A 21,723-nucleotide genomic window follows, 5' to 3' on the forward strand; every position below is an offset into this window, starting at 1 on the left:
GGATTTCTTAGTTAAATAAGTCGTCGCCAATGAGATAATTCAGTTCTTCGTAGGCGTTGACGCGGTCGGCTTTCAGGCGGTTGAGTTGCCGAACGCTCTCGTTGTAGGTTTCAATTAAATCCACAAATTCCAGCAACGAGATGTTACCCTTCTGAAAACTTGTAACAACACCCTGATTTAATAACTCGAACTGCTCAGTAAAGCGGCCTTCCACCGACTGAACCATCTGCTCCACATCCCGAACTTTTTGTAAGGCTGTGGCTACTTCGTTAGTTACCTGCATAGCCCGCTGTTTCTGCACTTGGCTTTGGTAACCAATCTGGCTGCGGGCTGCCCGGATGGCTCCCTGATTGCGGTTGAACACGGGTAGATCTACTCCCACCGATAGACCCACGTAATTGGGAATGTAACTGCCATTCTGGTCGTAGGTGCCGCCCACGCGCAGATCGGGTTTGGCTAGTGCTCGCTGTAGAGTATAATTCAATTCGGCCTGCCGGTTGAGCGATTGGGCGGCTAGTAGGTCAGGTCGATTGCGTAGGGCCAACTGCTGCAATGAATCTTCTGGTTGCGCCGGGATGTGATACCGTGTCAGGGCGTCATTCCGCACAAGTGGACGGATGGGTTGATTAACCGATAATAAGGTTCGTATAATTCGCTGGTCTTCGGCAAGTTGAAACCGGATTTCTGTACGGTCGTTGCTGAGTTGAAACAGCAGAGCTTTAAGGCGGAGCAGTTCGCGCAACGACACGTTATTCCGCTCATACTCCCGCTCGTAGGCGGTCACGGTTGTCTGAATCGTAGCAATCTGCCGGTCGTAGCGACCGAGAGTCTGTTGCTGAAAATAAATGGCATAGAACCGACTACGGAGTTCGAACTGTAGTCCACGCAATAGGTCCAGAAGTTCAAGTTCGGTTAGGCGGGCAGCTTCTGTGGCTAAAGCAATCCGTTTGTTGCGCTTCCCGGCGGTGTAAAGCAGTTGCTGAATGGATATGGTTTTTTGACCTCCGCGTCCCACATCCAGTACCCGGTTTGTTTGGTTGTTGAAAGCGCTAAGTTCAAGGGTGGCGGTAGGATTGTCGCGCAAACTGGCCTGTAAAATTTGAGCCTGCCCAATGTCAATCCGAAAGCGTTCGGCGAATAGTAACAGGTTATTTTTGAGAAACAAACTATCAGCCTGTTGCCGGGTAAGCCGCAGGGAGTCCTGTGCTCTGACCTGACTGGCGAGAAGCAGGAATAAAAATGAAAGCCAAGAACGCATTACGGGTGGTTTTGTTGATACCAGCCACAAAGCTCCTTAATACCTGGCAGGAAGACTGCTCCGAAGGGATTAGAAAAAAATTAGATTTTAATTCCGGGGTAGTGTTATGGTAAATGTACTGCCTCGTTCCGGTTCGCTTTTTACACTGATATGCCCATTGTGAAGCTCCATAATTCGTTGACAAACAGCGAGTCCTACACCAAATCCTTCAAATTTTACTGCCCCTGGTGCCCGATAAAACGGCTCAAAAATATGCGCCTGTTCGTCGGCACTCAGGCCAATGCCCGTGTCGGTCACGCTCACCCAAACGCTTTTTAGTCCTGTGCCAATACTCACCCGCGCCCGGTGGTCATTGGCATATTTACACGCATTATCAAGCAAGTTCAGGACTACCCGCGTTAGCAGTGATTCGTTGCCCAGTACGACCGTATCGGTGTCGGTATCGGGGATTTGTTCATAGTGAAACTGTACAATATAGTTGGGGTGAGCCGTGAGCAATTCATCCTGAGCGGCAAAGATTACATCGTCGAGTCGCATTGGCCCCATCGTTACGGCCTCCAGGTTTTCGAGCGTACGAGCCAGCAGTAGCAAACTGTTGGAAAGAGCAATAAGACGATCGGTATCAGTGAGCAGATTTTGAAGGATTTCGGTGTGACGTTCCAGTGAAAGTGGTCGGCGGAGACCAAGCTGAATTTCGGATTTGAGAGCTGCTAAGGGTGTTCGAAGTTCGTGCGACGCGTGTGATACAAAACTACGCTGCTGATCAAAAGCCTGTTCGAGCCGTTGTAATACCGCATTGAAATTGACTGCTAATTGATCGATTTCGTCCTGACGACGGCCCTCATCGAGACGTTGACGCAGGTTGCGAGCCGTAATGGTCTGTACTTGTCGGTTAATGTGGCCAATGGGCTGCAATGACTGCCCGGCGAAGAAAAAACCTAGCCCTATCGTTATCGCCATACCGCCTACCAGTCCCCAGAAAAGAGTTAAGCGTAGGTTTGCTAATTTACTTTGCCCAAATCGGTCGTAGGCCGAGGCTAGTACAACTAACCGCTGCCCGTTGGCTTCGTACAGAATACCAACCAATTCGTTGTCGCCGTTGGTTGTTTCTACCTCACGACTTTGGCGAACAGCATCGAGCAGATCGGGCTTGTAGCGAATCGGCAGATCATCTACACTACTGTATACCAATTGGTTGTGATTATCTAAGATGAGTACTTTCTCATCAAACAGGGCAGTTAATGTATTTCGGTCAATGATTCGAAGCAGATCGCGGTCTACCTCGTTCACCTCAACCAGAAACCGGACGGTAGTACGGGCTTTGCTTTTAAGCCGTTCGTAAAATTCCTCGCGCCGATACGTCGCTGAAACCAGGTAAATCAGTAACGAAAAGCCAATTAAGATTGACGCGACAATCAACGTGAACTGCCCCGAGATACGATTGCGAATGGTCATGATTGTTCGTCTTTCAGGACATACCCATAGCCGGAGCGGGTGTGGATAAGTTTGGGTGAAAAATCCCGATCCACTTTTTTGCGCAGGTAATTGATGTACACTTCCACCACGTTAGTGCCCGTGTCGAAAGGTATATTCCAGACGTGTTCGGTTAGCTCAAGCCGCGATACGGCCCGGTCAGTGTGCTGCATAAGGTAATCGAGAAGCACAAACTCCTTAGTCGTTAAGTCAATAACGATCTCATCCCGCCTAACCTGTCGGGTGGTACGGTTCAGTGTTAGGTTGGCTATTTGGATAATGTCATCCGGTTCGGGGCGGAGGTCAACCCGGCGGATGCAGGCTGCGACGCGGGCCAGCAGCTCCCGAAAATCGAAAGGTTTGACTAAATAGTCATCGGCACCAACGCCTAGTCCGGTTACTTTATCTTCTATTTCGCCAAGAGCTGTTAACATTAACACGGGCAGGCGTGGGGTTACGGCCCGTAGTTCGCGGCATAAGTCATATCCATTCAGTCCCGGCAGGTTCACATCCAGGATTACCAGATCAAACACCTTCGATAGGGCTTGTTGGCGGCCATCGAGTCCATCGTAAGCGATAATCGTTGCGTAGCCCTCATCCGTCAGGCCACGGCTGATATTTTGGGCAATGCGCCGGTCGTCTTCTACAAGCAGGATAGTTTTCATTTCGCTACTAAAGCCTTTCAGAGGACGTTTACCCGGCAGAAAGATAGAAATAGTGTCGTTGGTTTGTACTGACTTTTCTACAATGAGAGAAATCCATCTTATGGAACCTCATAAAAAAGCCCGGCATTATGGGCCGGGCAATGTTATAACAAACAACTAAGTCACTTATTGCGACTCTTACCTTTTTCGCTTAAGCGATGTTCTGGCAGCAACCTCGGCCTGAAACTTAACTTTCAGTTTCCGATCTAGCTCTTTATCCCGAGGCACAAATATGCTGGTTTTGCCATCCGAAGATTTGAGCAGCCAGTAGGCGCTATCAGTGGTAGGAGGAATGGAAGTGTATGTTGGTTGGCTCATAACTTAGGGGATAATAAAGAGTACATGCGCCCGCATGGCTCTATGTCTAGCTAGATAACCCCGTTTTGTTATAATTAGTGTCCAATGATGGTAGACTATAGCCAAGATCAGCCTATACCACTGGCAATACTACAGCAACTGTCTTCTTAACGTCAACCGCATTTGGCCCTTTGGGGGTCATTTCGACGGAGAATGTCACTTTATCATGTTCAGTAATGGCATCTTTCAACCCATTAATATGGACGAAAATACTTTCCTGAGTCTGTAAATCTTTAATAAAACCATACCCTTTAGAATCATTAAAGAAGGTTACAACTCCTTGTCTGATTAGGTCCTGTGGCTCACCCGGTTCTTGTTTAGCTACTCCAATCTGAATGTCTTCCTGATCAATGCGCTTCTTTTTTCTAGGGTCGGGAGGAGTTGACGAAATATTGCCGTTTTCATCCACATAGGCTAACATATCGTCAAGACGCAGCCCTTTTACGGCATTGGCTTTTCGGTCTTCTCGCTTTTCTTCTTTGTCTTTTCTCTTTTTTTGTCTCGCCTTTTCTTTTTCTTTTTTACTAAATGTCTCCATTCCTTGGTTTATTCTTGTGAGGTTAACATGCCCATATACGGCATAAGATTTTTCGAAAAAGGTGGCCTAAGTAGATTGAAAACCAGATTGTCAACACGGCTTTAGCCGCCCCACCTTATATTGAACCATAAACAACTAAAATAAGTTGATTCCCTTCTGGTTGATTCCGAATTTGGCAAGCGGTTATTACCATATAACGTACGTTTCGAGGTAGTATGCACATCCGAAAGTGTGTCTAATTCTCTCTAAAGCGATTATCTGACTTATTACAGTATAATGATATACTTCGTATAAATTAAAGGAAATAATCCAAAACCCAGATTGCTGTGAAACGAAGGTCGGTAAAAAGTAATAAAGCCCGACTACATGGCAGTCGGGCTTTGTATTACTATACCTAATTATTACAAATCCACATATTAATGAAAATCACCTTAAGTAAACTTAGTGTTATTTTTTGATAGTATCAAGCTAGATAGTAATTTATCCCAAAGATCTCGCTTGCGTGATTTGAGACCGTAAAAAGTAGCTGACTAATAATATGTCTCCCTCAACTATGCGCTTGTAATTGATTAATCAGGCTAGACTGGTTTTCCTGTAGCATTGCTACTACATCAGTCACTAATACCGCTGGACGTTGAACAAAGCAGTGCTCAGCCAGCATCGCCGGATCATTTTCTGAATCAGCGTCAGGTAAAATTCTGAGGCATACTATTCCTGCGTTGATGTGGGAATAGTAGCACCACTGGGCGCCCTCAGCACTGTCGAAGCCGATAAGTTCGCCAGGTAGAATGGCCTCACCCCGTTGCAACAAATCGGATAAAGGAATAAGGGTTAGGTAAGTTGTCATGTAATCTCTAAGTGGTTTTATACAAATTAACTGGTTGAGTCGAGAAAATGAAAATGGATACTATCTTGATAATTTGAGGTGAATAATAATCTTTTCCCGGCCAATAAAAAGCGCCCGGCTTATAAAGCCGGGCGCTTTTTATTGGCTAATCCTACCGTTAGAATGCAACATATCTTAGGTCAATGAGCCCCATACGATTGAACGAAACAGGACTAAAAAGTTCGTGCTGATTATAGCGTTCTTTACTCCTGCTGAGCTTCAAAAATGACCATTGCTTTATCAATTGTCTCGTCGTCTATGCCGTCAATGGTTAGTTCATTGTCATTTTCTACATTGCTAACGATGGTAACCGTAGCCATATCCAGGCCCGGATCGACCAGAAACAACGCAGCGCGAAACCGCTCTTCGATCCGGTGGTTCAACGCATCGTTGATGTCGTGGCTAAGCGCATGGGCTAGTTGGCTTTCCTCTTTGTTACTGATCATTCTGAAAGGTTAGTTTAAAGGCATTTTGAGTTATAAAGATAACAAAACAATGGTTGGGTACCAAAGAGCCTCACATTTGTTTTACTCTAAGGAGTCGGAATAGACTGCCTTCTGGAGAATAGTATTCCACGACAAGGCTTGCCAATACGCACCCTTTCGTCAAAAATATACAGAGTGCGTATAGGGAAGTCAAAACTGTTGATCCCGGCTACTTTGTCGCTTATGATTTATTTGACCACCATTGGGTATAGGGCTTTCTTATAAAAATGCTCTTTGTGGCGTCGGCGGAGCGACTCCGCCGACGCCACAAAGAGCACATCGCTGGTCTAAGTAGCTGGTAATTGTTTTTATAAGAAAGCCCTGCTACCGGGTAAGGCTACAATGACCCGCAATTACACCAGATGGTAATTAGCTTCTTCCGAAACTGGCTGGTCCTGATCTAATTCCTTCAATACAGCCTTGGCGAAAGCTACCTTATCTGATTTTCGATAATGTTCTATATGTAAGGCTCCCGATGGTGGAATAAAGCTTCCATTAGCCCGTTGGCAGGCAGCCCATAATCTGGGGTGTAGCTTTATTTTGTTCTGGCGAAGGGGTGTATCAGCACCAAACCAGAGATTTTTGATGTTTTCTGCTGTGGACTTCATATCAATAAGCTATAATAATAAGCAAAACAGAAACTTGTAATTAATGTTTAATGAGTTTTGGTTTATTAACGAAATGTTAATTAGGTTAATTCAATTAAAGACCAAATTTCTGAGACTGTCTTAAGGGCTGATGAATGCGCTGAAAGTGTACTTTTATGCCATTGGCAGCAACGGAAACTGTCCCATCAATACGTTCTGCACATCAGTTGGTGGTAGGTTGAGCCATCGTTGCAGCACCGTTGCGTAGACCGACCGGAAATCATGCTGCATCGCAATGTTGTCATTTGCCGTCGCCGTAGTCGGTAATTGCGGATTGCTCCCAATAACACCTGATTTGACAGTATTACCAAAGTAAAAAACCGGCGCTGCTGCGCCGTGGTCAGTACCTCCGCTAGCATTGGATTTGATCCGTCGTCCAAATTCCGAGAAGGTCATACCCATCACCCGATCCGCTACGTTTAAGCCCGCCAAATCGTCCATGAAGGCACCAACAGCCTCAGATACCCGACGTAGTAATTGAGCATGTGTTCCGGTAGTCGTATCATCAGGTTCGGCCTGTTTGGCATGGGTATCGAAACTGCCGGTACTGACTAAATATACTTTGGTTTGTAATCCACCCGCTACCAGCCGAGCCACGATTTTTAACTGATCGGCAAGCGGATTCTTTCCCGACGCAGGATATTTATCTGATTGTTTCGTGACGCTCAGGGCGGCCTTTTTAATAACGCCTGCGTATTGATCGGTCTTCTGCGACATCTTCTCAAGGTAGGCCAACTGTTCACCCCAGCGCGTGTTGGTCGGCACATCGGTTTTATCTTCGATCAGGTCATAGAAATTGGCTGGATTGCTAATCGCCAATCCCATTGTGAACGCTGGTCCCTGAAAGGCAGACGCCACCACCGAACCAACCTGAATCGCTAATGGGTCGCGCATGGTTTCATTGGGGTATTTATCGGGAAATCCTGGAAACGAGTCATTTAGGTATCGTCCGGCCCAACCGGTATTTAGGATTTTGTCAGAATCGGAACCCGTCATCCAGATATCGGTGGCCCGGAAGTGCGAAAAGTTAGGCTTTGGGTAACTCACCGCTTGCACAACCCCTGCCTTGCCGTCATTGAAAAGTCGCTGTATTTCGCTCAATGCCGGGTGCAGCCCTGTAGCATCGGCACCGTTCAGTTTTAGTAGGCTATTTTGCGGCAGCGCAATGTTCGGTCGTGCCGCCTGATACACTCCGTATTGATCCACCGGAATGACCGTGTTTAGTCCGTCGTTGCCGCCGTTGAGCTGTATCAGAACCAATACCCGGTCGTTGGTTGAGTCGTGCCCAATGGCAGGCATCAGAGCCGTTTGCCCCATTGCCTTGATCGAAAATCCGTTCAGGAATTGGGGTAAAACAATCCCGGCAATGGCCGTATTTTTTATGAAGTCTCTACGTTTCATACATCAATGAGTGAATAAGCGAATGATTGGCTGGCACCCCCGTCAATCTCAATCAAGTGAGTTGATATTGCGGCAGATTCATCAGGTATTTATATAGGCTTTTTAGCTTGCGTATTACGTTGGTTTTATTGGCGGTATCGTCAGGTTTGGCTGTCATATTTTGCCACGCCTGTGTCCAGTAATGGTCCGACATCGTGTCCTGCAAACCCGACAGTAAAATGCTGGACTTGATGTATTGCTTGTCTTTTTCGGGTAGTTCTATGGCATATAATCGTTGGACAGCGTCGTCGATAAGGGCGACCGGATCAGCAGGGTTGGGCAGCGATTGAGTGAAGGCCACTACGTCGATAATCAGCTTTTTGCCATTCCGGCCAATATTGCCGTTTGTCATACCATCCGTAAATACATTACGTTTAGGCAGCGTATCGGAGTTTACCCAGAGCTTATCGAACATCGGCTCCTGATAATAAGCGGGCCAACCGGCTACATTCGGTGGGTCGCCGATATTCTGTTGCATATTCGCCGTCTGATTCTGAATAGCCAGCCAGAGCCCATATTGATCAGCATAATTTGTGGTGTCGGGAAAGATGATGCCATATTCCCGACAAAGCCCCACTGTGTAATCGAGTGGACTTTTAATGATTGAACCCCGGTTATTGGCCTCGAAAAAATGACGACTTCCAAACAGTTCGCGCAGTACGGGTTTTATTTCATACTTGTTTGCCCGAAAAACACCCGCCAGGGGCGTAATGACGTTGGCTTCGGTATCGGCATCGATCTGATGGTATACAAAAAATCGGTAGAGTTTCCGACAGATAAACCGCGCCACTTCGTCCTGTGCGAAAATCATCGTCAGCAGAGCGTCTAGTTCCTGTTCACCTTCGGGTCCGCGCTGCCCTTTTATGGTCGTGTTTTTATAAAAATCCGAGAAGATTTTATCGGTACTATCGTGTCGACCCGGATCAAAAATGCTGACAAATGTAGTGGTATCATTACGGAAGCCAGTAAGCACTTTGGCGGCTGCTTTTACATCATCTTCCGTATAGTGTGAGCCGGGGCCTTTGCCCACCGTGAAAAGTTCCTGTAACTCGCGACCGTAGTTTTCGTCGGGTGCTTTTTTGTTACTAGATGTCCCGTTGAGGTATTTCAGCATGGCCGGGTCTTGAGTTACTGCCTTCACCAACTCCCTGAAGTTGCCCAGCGCATGCTGCCGTAACAGCGCATTGTGCCGGTAACACATCAGCGCATTATCAACCATACTGGTCTCCGTAACAAAATGATTATGCCAGAATACCACCATTTTCTCGCGTAGGGTGCGATTTTGGTTCAGCATTAACCCCATCCACCAGGCTTTGAACGAGTTTTTGCGCCGACCGTTGTTCATTCCGTCGTAGTTGATAGATGTCGTCCAGGTTTCGCCAGACTGAATTTCGTCGTCGGTGAATTTGTCGTCGTTGTAGTTATTGACGGGTGGGGGTGAAGTGGGTTCGTCGGCCAGAAGTTCGTTGAGTCCTTTGCGGAGTGAGAGCGTACGGAAGTGCACAACATCGTCGGGCTTAGCTCCGAACGTTGTGCGCTTAAGCAAGTGCTTTATGTCCTCAGCTTTCCATTTAGTTTTAAACGGCTCCAGTTGATTTATAACTCCTGTGTTTTCCATGCTGTTGGCTCATGTTGGGAAACGACTTGTCAAACAGACCTCTAACGCAGGAAAGGGGGTAACCGGCTCACTTTTAATATAAGTTTAACTGATGTCTGATGATACATTAGAAGCCAATTCCGATGGTCAATATTGGTTTAGACGTACCCGGTTACCCGATTATGTAGCTTATTCATGTATACCGCTCGCTCAGGCATACGGGTTTTTCGCCATTCATCCAGTCGAATTACCGTTCCAGTAGTTTGCATTACATAGTACTGTATGCAACCTATATCTTTGTTTCACCAATCGGGAATAACCCGACTAGATTTTAAACTAAGAATCAAAACATAGAAATTATGAAAACCCTCATCAAATCACTCGCTTTAGCTCTTTCAATCGGCTTTCTGACATCTGTAGCTTCTTTCAGTGAAGCAAAACCAATTGGTCACCCATCGGTTGTCGCATCGTACAAATCCGGCATATACACGTCTATCGGCGGTAACGTCAACATTGCCCTCGATAAGCAAACAGGTGGTGTTGTTGAGATTCAGTTGAAAAATACCGAGGGTAAAGTTTTATACAACCAACACGTAGGTAAAAAGGAAACTAAATCCCGGACTCGTTTGAATGTCAACGAATTACCTGACGGTGTTTACACAGTAGAAATTACAAACGGTGTTGAAACGACTACGCATAACGTAACAATCTCAACCCCACAACCGCAAACGCCTACTCGCCTTGTTGCCCTGAACTAATGGCTCGCATTCATTTCCAGTAAAAAACCTCGCCTGTACAACAGGCGAGGTTTTTTACTGTTCGATATTGCTGAAAACCAGCTGATTGATACCTTCTTAAAGGCATCTAATCAGCTAAATTTAAAATTTGTCAAAATACCCCCGGCCTACCTATTAACAAACGGCTAATAGGCCGGTAGTCGGTGAACTCAATATCAGGCGCAACGTAACCGGGCTTTACGGGCTCTTCACGGACTAAGTCGGTGCTAAGGTATTTTTTGTTACTATCGCACAGAATAGTAACCACGCGTGCATCTGCTCCCATTTCGGTTTGGAGATTAATCGCCCCAATAAGATTTGCTCCCGACGAAATACCCACTGCAACACCCAGTTGTAGGGCTAATTTCTGAGCCACCAAAATCGAGTCGCCATCGCTGGCTTGCACCACGCGGTCCAGTTCGTCCAGCTTTAGAATGTCTGGTATAAACTCGTCGAAAAAGCCCTGAATTCGGTGAGTTCCTGTTTTATAACCTACCGATAGGGTTGGTGATTCGGCGGGTTCGAGCGGATGAATGCGGATGTCTGGTTTGCGGGATTTAAGGTAACGTCCCACACCCATCACCGTTCCGCCCGTTCCAACTCCGGCCACAAACGCATCAGGGGTAATGTCCACGCTTTGGAGTTGCAGCCAGATTTCTTTGCCTGTAGTCAGGCGGTGGGCTTCGGCATTGTACTTATTGGCAAACTGGCGGGGTAAAAAAATGTGCGGATCGCTGGCCGCCAACTCCTCCGACCGACGAATTGCTCCCATAAAACCGCCTTCCTCTTTCGTAAACAGGACAATATCAGCCCCCAAACTCCGAATAATGTCGATACGTTCCTGGCTGATACCGGCTGGCATAATAATCGTAACGGGGTGGCCCAAAGCCCGACCTACCGCCGAAAAGGCAATGCCCGAACTACCGCTGGTCGCTTCCACGATGCGGTCGCCCGGTTGGATATGGCCCTCTCGATAGGCCTGATGTAGCACATGGAGCGCCATCCGGTCTTTCATACTACCTGTCAGGTTATAGTGCTCACACTTAACATACAGCGAACGGGGCTGACCTTTGTATGTATAAAATAATTCCAGCATCGGCGTGTTGCCGACCAAATGCCAGAGGTGTTCAAATTTTTCCTGAACGGCTGGTTTAAGCGCGTTTTCGATGGGTAAATTCATGTAAGTTGATAAAGGAACTACTGGGAAATAAGGTCACGTACGCTTGTCACTGCATTGATAATAACGTTTAAAAATAGATACAGGCGTTGCTTTTCCAGCATTTTGTCGGTCGTTCCTTTGATTATAGCTTCATTTCAAACGCATTTTATACGTTAATAAGCCGGATGGTTGGGCAACTGCGTCGAGTAGTGCAGCATCGTGATTAGATCAAACGAGTAAAGATTTTTTGTGTCGGCGCGTAGATTCACCAGCGGAATAGTAGCTAAAATTTTGGTGTCTTTGTCGGTAACGAGCGTATTGGGCTTGTTTATTCCAGCCCGACTATTGCCAACAATCTAATAGTTGAATATTGGTGGTACAAACACACTTAAGTCATTGATTAGGAGTTTAATGCTCGGTGCTGGTGTGGGTTGGGCTGTTGTGAAACCGAGGCCAATAATCTAGCCCATGTCCCGCAGCCAAGAAAAGCGAGCCGCAATTGTTGGGGGTACCATGTTAGTGAGAACCTAATTTTGCAGGTAGAAAGTTACATTTTTTCCGTGTAAAAGACTGCTAATTGACATTTAGCCTATATTTGAACGTTTTATAGGCGAATGCATTAACCCGAATAAATTTCCATGAAAAACGTACACGTATCGCTGGCTTTCTGTGCCAGTATTATTAGTCTCGCCCTTACCCGTCAGGCTGTGGCCCAACCTGAACCGACCAAACAAACTCCCCAATCTACCGAGATATGGGAACCTGTTCCTCCCGTTGTAACGCCTGGTACATCTTCGGCCAGTACAAGTGGTACTACACCCCCATCTGATGCGGTCGTACTCTTCGGCGGTAAAAACACTGATGAATGGGTCGCCATTAAAGGCTATGCACCTTCCAGTTGGGAGAAAACCAATGAAGGGCCGTTGAAATGGCCGGTGACAGATGGCATTATGTATTCGACCAAAGGTTTTTCGGCTCGCTCAAAGAAGGAGTTCAACGATTTCCAACTTCACCTCGAGTTCAAAACACCCGAAAAAGTAGAAGGTAAAAGCCAGGCTCGGGGCAATAGTGGCGTCTTTTTACAAGGTCGTTATGAGTTACAAGTACTCGATAACTACGAGAATCCAACGTATGTAGACGGTATGGTTGGGTCGATTTACAAACAGGCGATTCCGCTGGTAAATCCAAGCCGTAAACCGGGTGAATGGCAAACTTATGATGTTGTCTATCAGGCACCCCGCTTCAACAAAGCGGGTATGATGCTCGATTATGCCTATGTGACTGTGTTGCTCAATGGCATACTGGTGCAGAACCACGCAGCTATTCGCGGTACGACCGAATACATTGGCTATCCAAAAGTTCAGGCTCACGGAGCCGGTCCAATCTTGTTGCAGGATCACGGCAATCCAGTTGGCTTTCGTAACATCTGGATTCGCGAATTGTAATCAAAAGCTCACTGTTCGGTCAATGAGTTAACCAATCAGTAAGTGCCTCCGGCATTCGCCGGAGGCTTTTTTGTCCTATTGTATCCACGGACTTTAATCCGTAATGAGTAATTGCTACTTTAATCGCAGGTTGAACTCCTGAATACATTTTATGCGCCTTTTTGCTTGTTTTGTTTTTCTGATTGGGGTCTCTACCGCCTGCTCAAGCACAACCGTTTACATTGTACGTCACGCTGAGAAGATGAACGAAACCGATACCACCGATCTCAGTCCTGCTGGTTACGTTCGGGCGGCTGCGTTGGCTGATACCTTAGCCAACCGGGGTATCGATTCTATCTTTACAACACCGTACTATCGTACCCAACAAACGGCCCAGCCCCTCGCCAAACGTATTGGCGTTCAAGTGACGGCGTACCCGGCTAAGCCTACCGAGGCTATTGTTGATCGGGTTAACCGAATTCATGGAAAAACGGTGCTGGTAGTGGGGCACAGCAATACGATTCTGGAAATTGCAAGAGGACTGGGCGCGAAGCCAGCAATAGCCAAAATTGAATCGGGAGATTTTGATAACTTATTTCGGGTGCGCATTCATCGTGGTCTATTTCGTCGGTCAGTTACATTCCTGCCCACCACCTACGGCCAGATAACACCACCTTAGGCTTGATTAATCCCTGGTACTTATCGCTCCTTTTATTCCTATTCTATTTCCTGATGAAACGATTATTTCTGCTCACGCTTTCTCTTTGTTTCACCTTAACAACACTGGTTGTTCAGGGGCAGAGCATCCGGGCTGTTAATAGAAAAACGCCGGAAGTAAGCAAAACGGCCACTGGTAGTACCCCCACAACCTACACCGGTCACCAGGTTATGGTGGGCAGTGGCGGAGGTATGACGGGCTTATCAACTACTTATTACCTTTTAGATGACGGCAAACTTTTTGTGCGACGTAGTCGTGATACTGCGTTTACGTTTATTGGTCAGCAAACGATAGCCAATACGAAGCGTGTGTTTACTGTGGCCCAGGAAAAGTGTAAAATTGAAACCGCCAAATTCGACAAACCTGGTAATATTTATACGTTTATTGGGTGGCGAAAAGGCAAACGGAAAAATGAAGTTACCTGGGGAGCAACCGATAAAACTGTACCCGCTATCTACCCAAAATTCTACGACTCGTTTATGGCCATGATTCCAGCTGCATCGAGGTTAAATTAAATGCGGTGACGCTTTGGTCCGATGCGCTTGCTGGTGTTGCAGTCCATAAGAAAGTGAAGCTTGTCTTGTTTATCAGGCTGTAGGTTCTACGGCTGAAAAGTGAAGCTGCTAGTAATCAGCATAATACCAACAGAACAGTTCGACCCCTTCAGGGTCGCATGTTTATAGACAATTGAGCTATAAACATGCGATCCTGAAGGGGTCGAACTATGATAATGGGTCTAAACGTAAAGCAAACTTATTTCCCCTGATTTGCAAAATCAACCACCGTCAAGTCGGCAATCCAGGGACCGACAATGGTGCCAAACGCTTTATGAGCGGGGTGGGGCAGGTAGGCATCGCGGTCTTTTACGGAGTCGAACGTCAGGATAAACGCATGAGTCAGGCCATGAGCATGATCTTCGGGGCTATTGTTCAGACCCCATTTTAAATCCTTAATTTCTTTGATTTTTGAGGGCAACGCTTCAAAAGCAGCCACGATCTCCTTTAGTTTCTCGGGTGTTGTTTCGGGCTTGAACTTGAATAACACAATGTGTTGCACGCTGGTAGTTGCTTTCATCTTTTTTGTGGGTGGTTCTGCGTTGGGATTGTGAGCGTAGGTTGTTACCGATAACAGAGCCAACGTCACGAGAGCAAGTATATGTTTCATGAGACAACAGGATTTTAGAGGGTAAAGAAAATAAAAGGGCCACCCTACTTGAGCGGCCCTTTCTTGATGAAATACTATAACTTAACATTACGCAATGCCACGCTTTGCTTTTAGATTCGTGTCCAGTGCTTCGAGGAATTCCTCGGTGTTAACGTATTGCTCACCAGCAGTTAATTTCGTACCAACCGGATAGGCAGAAAGAGCCAAATCTTTTGTCATGATACCACTTTCAACTGTTTCAACGCAAACCGCTTCGAGCGCGTTGGCAAAGTCAATCAGTTCCTGATTGTCGTCCAGTTTCCCCCGGAATGCTAGGCCACGCGTCCAGGCGTAGATGGAAGCAATTGGGTTAGTCGATGTTTTATTTCCTTTCTGATACTCGCGGTAATGGCGCGTTACAGTACCGTGAGCGGCTTCGGCTTCCATCGTCTCACCATCGGGTGTAACAAGTACGGAAGTCATCAGACCCAACGAACCAAATCCCTGTGCGATCGTATCCGACTGAACGTCGCCATCGTAGTTTTTGCAGGCCCACACAAAGTTGCCTTCCCATTTCAGAGCCGAAGCAACCATGTCGTCGATAAGGCGGTGTTCGTAATGAACTTTACCCGCAAATTCGGCGTCGTAGATTTCCTGGAAAATATCTTTGAAACGACCGTCGTATTTTTTCAGGATCGTGTTTTTGGTCGAGAGATATAACGGCCAGTTTTTTTGCAGGGCCATGTTGAAACAGGCTTTCGCAAAACCCCGGATGGATTCGTCTACATTATACATACCCATTGCCACGCCCGGACCCTGGAAATTATAGACTTCATATTCCTGAACTGTTCCATCTTCACCTTCGAATTTCATGGTCAGTTTGCCCTTGCCCGGCACGACGAAATCCGTTGCTTTATATTGATCACCAAAGGCGTGACGACCAATGATGATTGGCGCTTTCCAGTTGATTACCAAACGCGGAACGTTGCTCATTACAATCGGCTCGCGGAATACTGTTCCATCCAGAATGTTGCGGATCGTGCCGTTCGGCGACTTCCACATTTGTTTCAGATTGAACTCTTTAACGCGGTCTTCGTCGGGGGTAATGGTAGCGCATTTGATACCAACACCGTATTGTTTAATGGCATTGGCCGCGTCAATCGTTACCTGATCGTTGGTTTCATCGCGGTATTCGATGCCTAGATCGTAGTATTTAATGTCAACGTCAATGTAGGGCAGAATTAGCTTGTCTTTAATGAATTTCCAGATGATACGGGTCATTTCGTCGCCATCCAGTTCGACAACCGGATTTACCACTTTAATTTTTTCCATTTGACTTTAGTATAAACGATTGAAAACGATACAAAAACTTAGGTGCAAAGGTAGTGATTCAAGCGGATTCGGGAAACTAAACCCATCCTCGGGCCAAAGTCTGTAACGGCATCGAATTCTCAAACCGAAAGGGTCAATCCGGCATGGTTCAGCGTGCTGATTGTCGTATATTCTTGCCCTGGTCAGGTGCTGTTGTTTGACAATCATTTATAAATACTTACTTTTCATAACTCTGTAACTATCACTTGATATGATCAAAAACAAATGGATTCAATGGATATTAATTGCTCTCCCTGCCCTTGCATTATTGGGCAGTGGTTTTAGCAAGCTTGCCGGTACCGAACAGGTTGTTAAAGGCTTGACCGCATTAGGCGTTGGGCCATACATCACCCTGATTGGCGTAATTGAAGTGGTTATTGTAGGTCTATATCTGCTGCCGGTTACGCGCAACATCGGTTTTTTTCTGATATGCAGTTATCTGGGCGGAGCCATAATTGCCCACCTGGCGCATGGTGAGCCCGTAACATCACCCGTAGTTCTGTTGTCATTTGTTTGGGTCGTTATGTTTTTGACAAAGCCAGGTTTGTTTCTACCATCAAAACCATTGTAATAGAAATAATAGTCTTCATTACAAAGCAACTCACGAGCGAGTTGCTTTTTTTATCTTTTTAGTTTAGTAAATTTGTCAGTATATTGAACTGACAATAGCCCAATAATCCAAACGAAATTTTGATAATTTAATGAAAAACTGTACAAATCTTTTATTTGGGCTGCTGCTGCTCCCTGTGCTGCTGTTTGGCCAGAGCAAAAAAGCGGCTAAGCCTAACGACCGTATCGAAAAACTTAAGGCCGAAGCTGTTGCTGCCGTTGAGGCTAATAAGGTTCAGGCACAGCAAATCAACGACATGCTGTTCAGCTTTGCAGAACTAGGTTTCCAGGAAGAAGAGTCCTTCAAATACCTGACTACGCTACTCGAAAAAGAAGGCTTCACGATTCAGAAAGGCATTTCCGGTATTCCAACCGCCTGGATTGCTACTTGGGGATCGGGGAAACCACTCATTGCTGTCGGCTCCGATATTGACTGCATTCCCAAAGCCAGTCAAAAACCCGGTGTTGCCTACAAAGACCCAATCGTAGAGGGCGCACCCGGTCATGGCGAAGGTCATAATTCGGGACAGGCACTTAATATCGTGGCTGTGCTGGCGGTGAAGAAACTGATGGAACGCGAAAAGATTCCCGGTACGCTCATGCTATGGCCGGGCGTTGCCGAGGAACTCGTTGGTACTAAAGCATTCTACATTCGCGATGGCTATTTTAAAGACGTTGATGCCTGCATTTTTACCCACGTGGGTAATAACTTGGGTGTATCGTGGGGAGATAATGGCTATAACGGTCTGATTTCGGCGCGGTTTAATTTTGAAGGTCAGGCAGCTCACGCGGCTGGTGCCCCCTGGCGCGGCAAGAGTGCGCTGGATGCCGTAGAGTTGATGAACATCGGCTGGAATTTCCGACGTGAACACCTTGAACTGACCCAACGGTCGCACTATGTCATTTCTGACGGGGGTGATCAGCCGAACGTAGTGCCATCTAAAGCCGCCGTTTGGTATTATTTCCGCGAACGTACCTATCCGAAAATCAAGAAGTTGTTTGAAACGGGTATAAAAATGGCAGAAGGGGCTGCCCTGATGACGGACACAAAATTCACGTACGATATTTTGGGGTCGGCCTGGCCGGTGCACACTAACCGCCCGATTGCAGCCGCTATGTACGAGAACATCAAGAAAGTTGGCCTGCCAACTTGGTCTGACGATGATCAGCTTCTGGCACGAGCGTCGCAGCTTGAACTACAAGCGCCCAAAGTTGAAGGGCTCGCTGTGAAATTAGATTCGATGGGTATGCCTACTTCATCAGCACCGGTTGTAATGATGGGTGGTCAGGCCATGACGCCAATGGGTGGTGGTTCTGATGATATCGCTGATATTTCCTGGTCGTTACCAACGATTGTATTACGCTACCCCAGCAATATTCCAGGCTTACCGGGTCACCACTGGGCTAACGCTATTTCGATGGCTACGCCAATCGCTCATAAAGGCATTGTGTATGGGGCTAAGGCGGAAGCCATGACACTGCTGGACCTGCTGCTGAAGCCCGAAATTCTTAAAGAAGCCTGGGCCTATTACAAAGACGAGCAGACCAAAGACATCAAATATGAGCCGTTGATTTCGTCTAAAGAGAAACCAGCCATCTATTTGAATAAAAAAATAATGACTGAGTTCAAGCCTAAGCTGGAGCCGTTCTACTACAATCCATCTAAGTACAAGACCTATTTAGAACAATTGGGTATTACGTATCCGACCTTGCGCGATGATCAGCGGGAAGCGGTTAAGAAAGAGGTTGAAAAGGCAGCAGCGAAAGTTTCTTCGTCGCGGTCAGAATAGTTATATCAGTTTTAAACTAACGAAGGTGGTGTCAGGGGTTTAAACCCTGACACCACCTTCGTTAGTTTAAAACGACTTTGATCTCTACTGGTTGATGATCAGACGGGTAGCGTTGTTCTTTGGCGTCGGTCAATACGCCGTATTTCAATACGTTGAATTGTTTACTGACGAAAATGTAGTCGATTCGTTTGTCCATTGGAGCATCAAACTTGAAGCTGTTAAATGTTCCTTCCGGACCATAAGGGGGCATAGCCGTCACAGTACGAGAATCCTTCAGCAAGCCTTGTATGCTTTGAATCTGTTCCGTTTCGGGTGTTGAATTAAAATCGCCCACGAGAATTACAGGTACATTTTTAGCAATTTCCTTGATCTTCTCAACCATTAACTTACCCGATTGCCGACGAGCTTCGACACCCTGATGATCGAAGTGAACGCTGAAGAAGTAAAACTCTTTTTTAGTTTTCAGATCATTAAGTTTCACCCAAGAGCAGATCCGATTGCAACACGTGGCATCCCATCCTTTACCGGGTTTGTCTGGTGTTTCGCTCAACCAAAAATTGCCGGATTGTAAAACTTTAAATCGGTCTTTTTTATAAAAAATAGCCGAATGTTCACCTGCTTCCTTTCCATCATCGCGACCGGCCCCAAAAAAGGCATATTCGTTCAGTTCGGCGATGTCGTTTAGCTGTTCTCGCAAGCCTTCCTGCGTTCCGAATAAATCGAATTCGTGATACCGGATTAATGCTTTTACATTTTCCTTTCGGTTCTCCCATGCGTTTGGGCCATCGCTTTTATTCTGGTAGCGGATATTATAGGTAGCAACCGTAATCGGTTCAGATTTTTGGGCAAATGATGTTTGTAAGGCTAACATACCCGCAAACAGGAGGAGAATTGATATATGCATTTTAGTCATTAGTTAGAAAGGCATACAAAACAGATATTTCCTGTAACGAGACACAATCACGGAAAATTTCTTAGCCTATTTTCCAGATACGTCAACTGGCCAGGGTGATTCGCCGTAGGTGACGCTTATTTCTGCACATTCATAGAGCCAGTAAATAGAATTTGTGCTATAATCAATTGATAGCTCTAAATCTCTAAATAAATTTAAATTTATGGGATAAGTACAATGCTTTTCAGAACGGTATACTTGTTTTTGTTGGCTAAGCTATCACATTTCTTTTCAGCTTTGCTCAAAAAGCAAATGCCCCACGGTCTAGCTAGACCGTGGGGCATTTGCTTTTTGAGCAAAGTTCTATTTAGTAGTTTTCGTGTGAGCGTGTCGTATTTCACGCGCCATATTCATCAACCGTTTCCAACACCGACTAATTGTTTTTTTCTCAGCCTCCTTGTTTACTTTTGGGGCGGTGGCTGTTGAAACCGATTCTACCTTTGCAGACGAATTACGCGCTAAAATGTGATTTTTCTCGAAGGTAACTGGCCGCGCTTGAGCGTGACTAGTTGGGTCTTTCACAAAGGTTGAGGTAGTTGAGAATGCATCTCGCGACGACATCGCGATGGTATCTGATAAGATAAAAGGGCAGGCTATCAGCGAAACAATGGCTAGACAACCCGTTGCGGTTTTAATCAAAGTAGTTCTCACGATGCAGTTGGTTAAGAGTCACTAAAAGATGCTATTTGTGACGATTGCTAAGAGAAATGCATTCGTTACAAATATATATAATAGTATTATTGCTTCATATAGTTGTATTAAGATATTTCTAAATAGTTCTGCTTTAGTTGATGCTAACAAACATGATGCCAACTTTTTTTTGCCTTACCTATTCGTTAGCAGAACATTCACCCTGTAGCCGTGTAAAGTTGTTGTGTTTTTACGTGTTATTAATAAATTTACCTTAATTCTACCTATTCAACAAAACAGCGAATTCAGGAAAATAACGTAGAAGCTGACCTAACTAGTATTTCACTGCAAAAACGCCCGTCAGAAACTGTTATCTTTGTCCCATCGTTTGTTATAGACTATGTTTGAGAATCTTCAGGATAAGTTAAATAAGGCTATTAAGACCTTAAAAGGACAGGGCCGTATTACTGAAATAAATGTTGCCGCGACGATTAAAGAAGTACGTCGCGCTCTTACCGATGCCGACGTTAACTACAAAGTTGCGAAGGACATTACGGACCGCATCCGCGATAAAGCTCTCGATCGCAAGGTGCTTATTTCAGTTGAACCAGGCCAGCTATTCGTCAAGATCGTGCAGGAAGAACTGACCGAATTGATGGGTGGCGAAGCGCAGGGCATCAATATCAAAGGTGATCCGGCTGTTATGCTAATTGCCGGTTTGCAAGGGTCCGGTAAAACGACTTTTTCGGGTAAACTGGCAGCGTACCTGAAAAAACAGGGTCGTACCGTTCTTCTTGTTGCGGCAGATATTTACCGCCCGGCGGCTATCGACCAGTTAAAAGTACTGGGCGAACAGGTTGGCGTGGAGGTATATTCGGAGCCTGACAACAAAAATGCCGTTGAAATTGCCCTGAATGGTATTGCTCAGGCTCGTAAGACTGGTAAGAAAGTCGTAATTGTTGATACCGCCGGGCGTCTGGCTATTGACGAAGTTATGATGCAGGAGATTGAAGACCTTAAACGGGCAATATCTCCCAGCGAAACGTTGTTTGTGGTCGATTCCATGACCGGGCAGGATGCGGTCAATACGGCCAAAACATTCAACGAACGACTTAATTTCGACGGGGTTGTTTTAACCAAACTTGACGGCGACGCCCGAGGAGGGGCTGCCCTGTCCATCAAAACGGTCGTTAACAAGCCCATCAAGTTCATTAGTACGGGCGAGAAAATGGAAGCCCTCGACGTGTTCTATCCAGACCGGATGGCTAGCCGCATTTTAGGCATGGGCGATGTAATTTCGCTGGTCGAGCGGGCTCAACAAGCCTTTGACGAAGACGAATCCAAGCGCATTAGTGCTAAAATGCGCAAGAATCAGTTCGACTTCGACGACTTTCTGTCGCAGTTGCAACAGATCAAGAAGATGGGTAATGTCAAAGACCTGCTGGGTATGATTCCGGGCATGGGCAAGATGATTAAGGATCTGGATATTGACAATGACTCCTTCAAGCCAATCGAAGCCATTATCAGTTCAATGACGCCTATCGAACGGAGCCGTCCCGAACTCATTGACGGTAGCCGAAAGAAGCGTATTGCTGCCGGCAGTGGAACGAGTATTCAGCAGGTGAACAACTTACTGAAACAGTTTGATGAGATGCGTAAGATGATGAAGAAAATGAACACTATGCAGTCTTCGGGTAAGCTGAATAAAATGGTGCGATAAACGCTGGTATTCGGTTAGGATAATAAAAAGGGACAGTCGTGAAAAG

Annotated in this window: 22 protein-coding genes; 7 read left to right on the top strand and 15 right to left on the bottom strand. The window is 46.1% G+C overall.

The window, feature by feature from the left end; genetic code table 11:
• Positions 1–7: 7 nt before the first annotated feature.
• From ACFS25_RS02890 to ACFS25_RS02935, 10 genes are all read right to left on the bottom strand, one after another.
• Positions 8–1,258, bottom strand: coding sequence for a TolC family protein (locus tag ACFS25_RS02890; protein WP_381496897.1), 1,251 nt, complete (start codon positions 1,256–1,258; stop codon positions 8–10).
• 87 nt (positions 1,259–1,345) lie between these two features.
• Positions 1,346–2,713 carry a HAMP domain-containing sensor histidine kinase gene (locus ACFS25_RS02895; RefSeq protein ID WP_381496898.1) on the bottom strand — a complete coding sequence of 456 codons (1,368 nt, stop codon included), beginning with the start codon at positions 2,711–2,713 and terminating at the stop codon, positions 1,346–1,348.
• Positions 2,710–3,396 (bottom strand): response regulator transcription factor, encoded by a 687-nt coding sequence (locus tag ACFS25_RS02900; protein WP_381496899.1) that lies wholly within the window; start codon positions 3,394–3,396, stop codon positions 2,710–2,712. The genes ACFS25_RS02895 and ACFS25_RS02900 overlap by 4 nt, the downstream gene beginning before the upstream one ends.
• Before the next feature lie 177 nt (positions 3,397–3,573).
• Positions 3,574–3,753, bottom strand: a complete 180-nt coding sequence (locus tag ACFS25_RS02905; protein ID WP_381496900.1) for a hypothetical protein — start codon at positions 3,751–3,753, stop codon at positions 3,574–3,576.
• A gap of 112 nt (positions 3,754–3,865) precedes the next feature.
• Positions 3,866–4,330, bottom strand: coding sequence for a cold-shock protein (locus tag ACFS25_RS02910; protein ID WP_381496901.1), 465 nt, complete (start codon positions 4,328–4,330; stop codon positions 3,866–3,868).
• Positions 4,331–4,877: 547 nt separating this feature from the next.
• Entirely contained in the window at positions 4,878–5,177 is a 300-nt protein-coding gene (locus ACFS25_RS02915; RefSeq protein WP_381496902.1) for a hypothetical protein, read from the bottom strand.
• A gap of 242 nt (positions 5,178–5,419) precedes the next feature.
• Positions 5,420–5,662 (bottom strand): hypothetical protein, encoded by a 243-nt coding sequence (locus ACFS25_RS02920; protein ID WP_381496903.1) that lies wholly within the window; start codon positions 5,660–5,662, stop codon positions 5,420–5,422.
• A gap of 392 nt (positions 5,663–6,054) precedes the next feature.
• The gene (locus tag ACFS25_RS02925; RefSeq protein WP_381496904.1) at positions 6,055–6,309 is read right to left on the bottom strand and encodes a hypothetical protein; all 255 of its coding nucleotides are present in this window, start codon (positions 6,307–6,309) and stop codon (positions 6,055–6,057) included.
• Positions 6,310–6,462: 153 nt separating this feature from the next.
• Positions 6,463–7,749 (bottom strand): DUF1501 domain-containing protein, encoded by a 1,287-nt coding sequence (locus tag ACFS25_RS02930; protein ID WP_381496905.1) that lies wholly within the window; start codon positions 7,747–7,749, stop codon positions 6,463–6,465.
• 52 nt (positions 7,750–7,801) lie between these two features.
• A complete protein-coding gene (locus ACFS25_RS02935; RefSeq protein ID WP_381496906.1) occupies positions 7,802–9,406 on the bottom strand; it encodes a DUF1800 domain-containing protein in 1,605 nt (534 codons plus the stop codon).
• Positions 9,407–9,744: 338 nt separating this feature from the next.
• Between ACFS25_RS02935 and ACFS25_RS02940 the strand changes: the two genes are divergently transcribed.
• Entirely contained in the window at positions 9,745–10,143 is a 399-nt protein-coding gene (locus tag ACFS25_RS02940) for a T9SS type A sorting domain-containing protein (protein ID WP_381496907.1), read from the top strand.
• A gap of 130 nt (positions 10,144–10,273) precedes the next feature.
• On the opposite strand, the gene ACFS25_RS02945 is transcribed toward ACFS25_RS02940, so the two are convergent.
• Entirely contained in the window at positions 10,274–11,341 is a 1,068-nt protein-coding gene (locus ACFS25_RS02945) for a PLP-dependent cysteine synthase family protein (RefSeq protein WP_381496908.1), read from the bottom strand.
• Positions 11,342–11,958: 617 nt separating this feature from the next.
• Here ACFS25_RS02945 and ACFS25_RS02950 point away from each other — a divergent pair.
• The 3 genes from ACFS25_RS02950 (at position 11,959) to ACFS25_RS02960 (ending at position 13,977) form a co-directional block, all read left to right on the top strand.
• Positions 11,959–12,765 (top strand): 3-keto-disaccharide hydrolase, encoded by an 807-nt coding sequence (locus ACFS25_RS02950; protein ID WP_381496909.1) that lies wholly within the window; start codon positions 11,959–11,961, stop codon positions 12,763–12,765.
• 151 nt (positions 12,766–12,916) lie between these two features.
• On the top strand, positions 12,917–13,423 hold the full coding sequence (locus ACFS25_RS02955) for a SixA phosphatase family protein (protein ID WP_381496910.1): 507 nt from the start codon (positions 12,917–12,919) through the stop codon (positions 13,421–13,423).
• A 53-nt stretch (positions 13,424–13,476) separates the two neighbouring features.
• Positions 13,477–13,977: an FAD-binding oxidoreductase gene (locus tag ACFS25_RS02960; RefSeq protein WP_381496911.1), complete on the top strand. Its 501-nt coding sequence runs from the start codon at positions 13,477–13,479 to the stop codon at positions 13,975–13,977.
• A 238-nt stretch (positions 13,978–14,215) separates the two neighbouring features.
• Here the strand turns inward: ACFS25_RS02960 and ACFS25_RS02965 are convergent, their stop codons facing one another.
• Together ACFS25_RS02965 and ACFS25_RS02970 are read right to left on the bottom strand one after the other, a co-directional pair.
• Positions 14,216–14,626, bottom strand: coding sequence for a Dabb family protein (locus ACFS25_RS02965; RefSeq protein ID WP_381496912.1), 411 nt, complete (start codon positions 14,624–14,626; stop codon positions 14,216–14,218).
• A gap of 87 nt (positions 14,627–14,713) precedes the next feature.
• On the bottom strand, positions 14,714–15,937 hold the full coding sequence (locus ACFS25_RS02970) for an NADP-dependent isocitrate dehydrogenase (RefSeq protein WP_381496913.1): 1,224 nt from the start codon (positions 15,935–15,937) through the stop codon (positions 14,714–14,716).
• Between the two features lie 250 nt (positions 15,938–16,187).
• On the opposite strand from ACFS25_RS02970, the gene ACFS25_RS02975 reads away from it, so the two are divergent.
• Both ACFS25_RS02975 and ACFS25_RS02980 read left to right on the top strand, forming a co-directional pair.
• Positions 16,188–16,547 (top strand): DoxX family protein, encoded by a 360-nt coding sequence (locus ACFS25_RS02975; RefSeq protein WP_381496914.1) that lies wholly within the window; start codon positions 16,188–16,190, stop codon positions 16,545–16,547.
• A 130-nt stretch (positions 16,548–16,677) separates the two neighbouring features.
• On the top strand, positions 16,678–18,375 hold the full coding sequence (locus ACFS25_RS02980) for an amidohydrolase (RefSeq protein ID WP_381496915.1): 1,698 nt from the start codon (positions 16,678–16,680) through the stop codon (positions 18,373–18,375).
• Between the two features lie 61 nt (positions 18,376–18,436).
• Here ACFS25_RS02980 and ACFS25_RS02985 read toward each other — a convergent pair whose 3' ends face one another.
• Positions 18,437–19,279, bottom strand: a complete 843-nt coding sequence (locus ACFS25_RS02985; RefSeq protein WP_381496916.1) for an endonuclease/exonuclease/phosphatase family protein — start codon at positions 19,277–19,279, stop codon at positions 18,437–18,439.
• Positions 19,280–19,630: 351 nt separating this feature from the next.
• Positions 19,631–19,978, bottom strand: a complete 348-nt coding sequence (locus tag ACFS25_RS02990; RefSeq protein ID WP_381496917.1) for a hypothetical protein — start codon at positions 19,976–19,978, stop codon at positions 19,631–19,633.
• A gap of 379 nt (positions 19,979–20,357) precedes the next feature.
• Between ACFS25_RS02990 and ffh the strand changes: the two genes are divergently transcribed.
• A complete protein-coding gene (gene ffh, locus ACFS25_RS02995; protein ID WP_381496918.1) occupies positions 20,358–21,677 on the top strand; it encodes a signal recognition particle protein in 1,320 nt (439 codons plus the stop codon).
• Positions 21,678–21,723: the final 46 nt, after the last annotated feature.

The organism is Spirosoma flavum, from assembly GCF_042686045.1.
GTDB classification, from domain to species: domain Bacteria; phylum Bacteroidota; class Bacteroidia; order Cytophagales; family Spirosomataceae; genus Spirosoma; species Spirosoma flavum.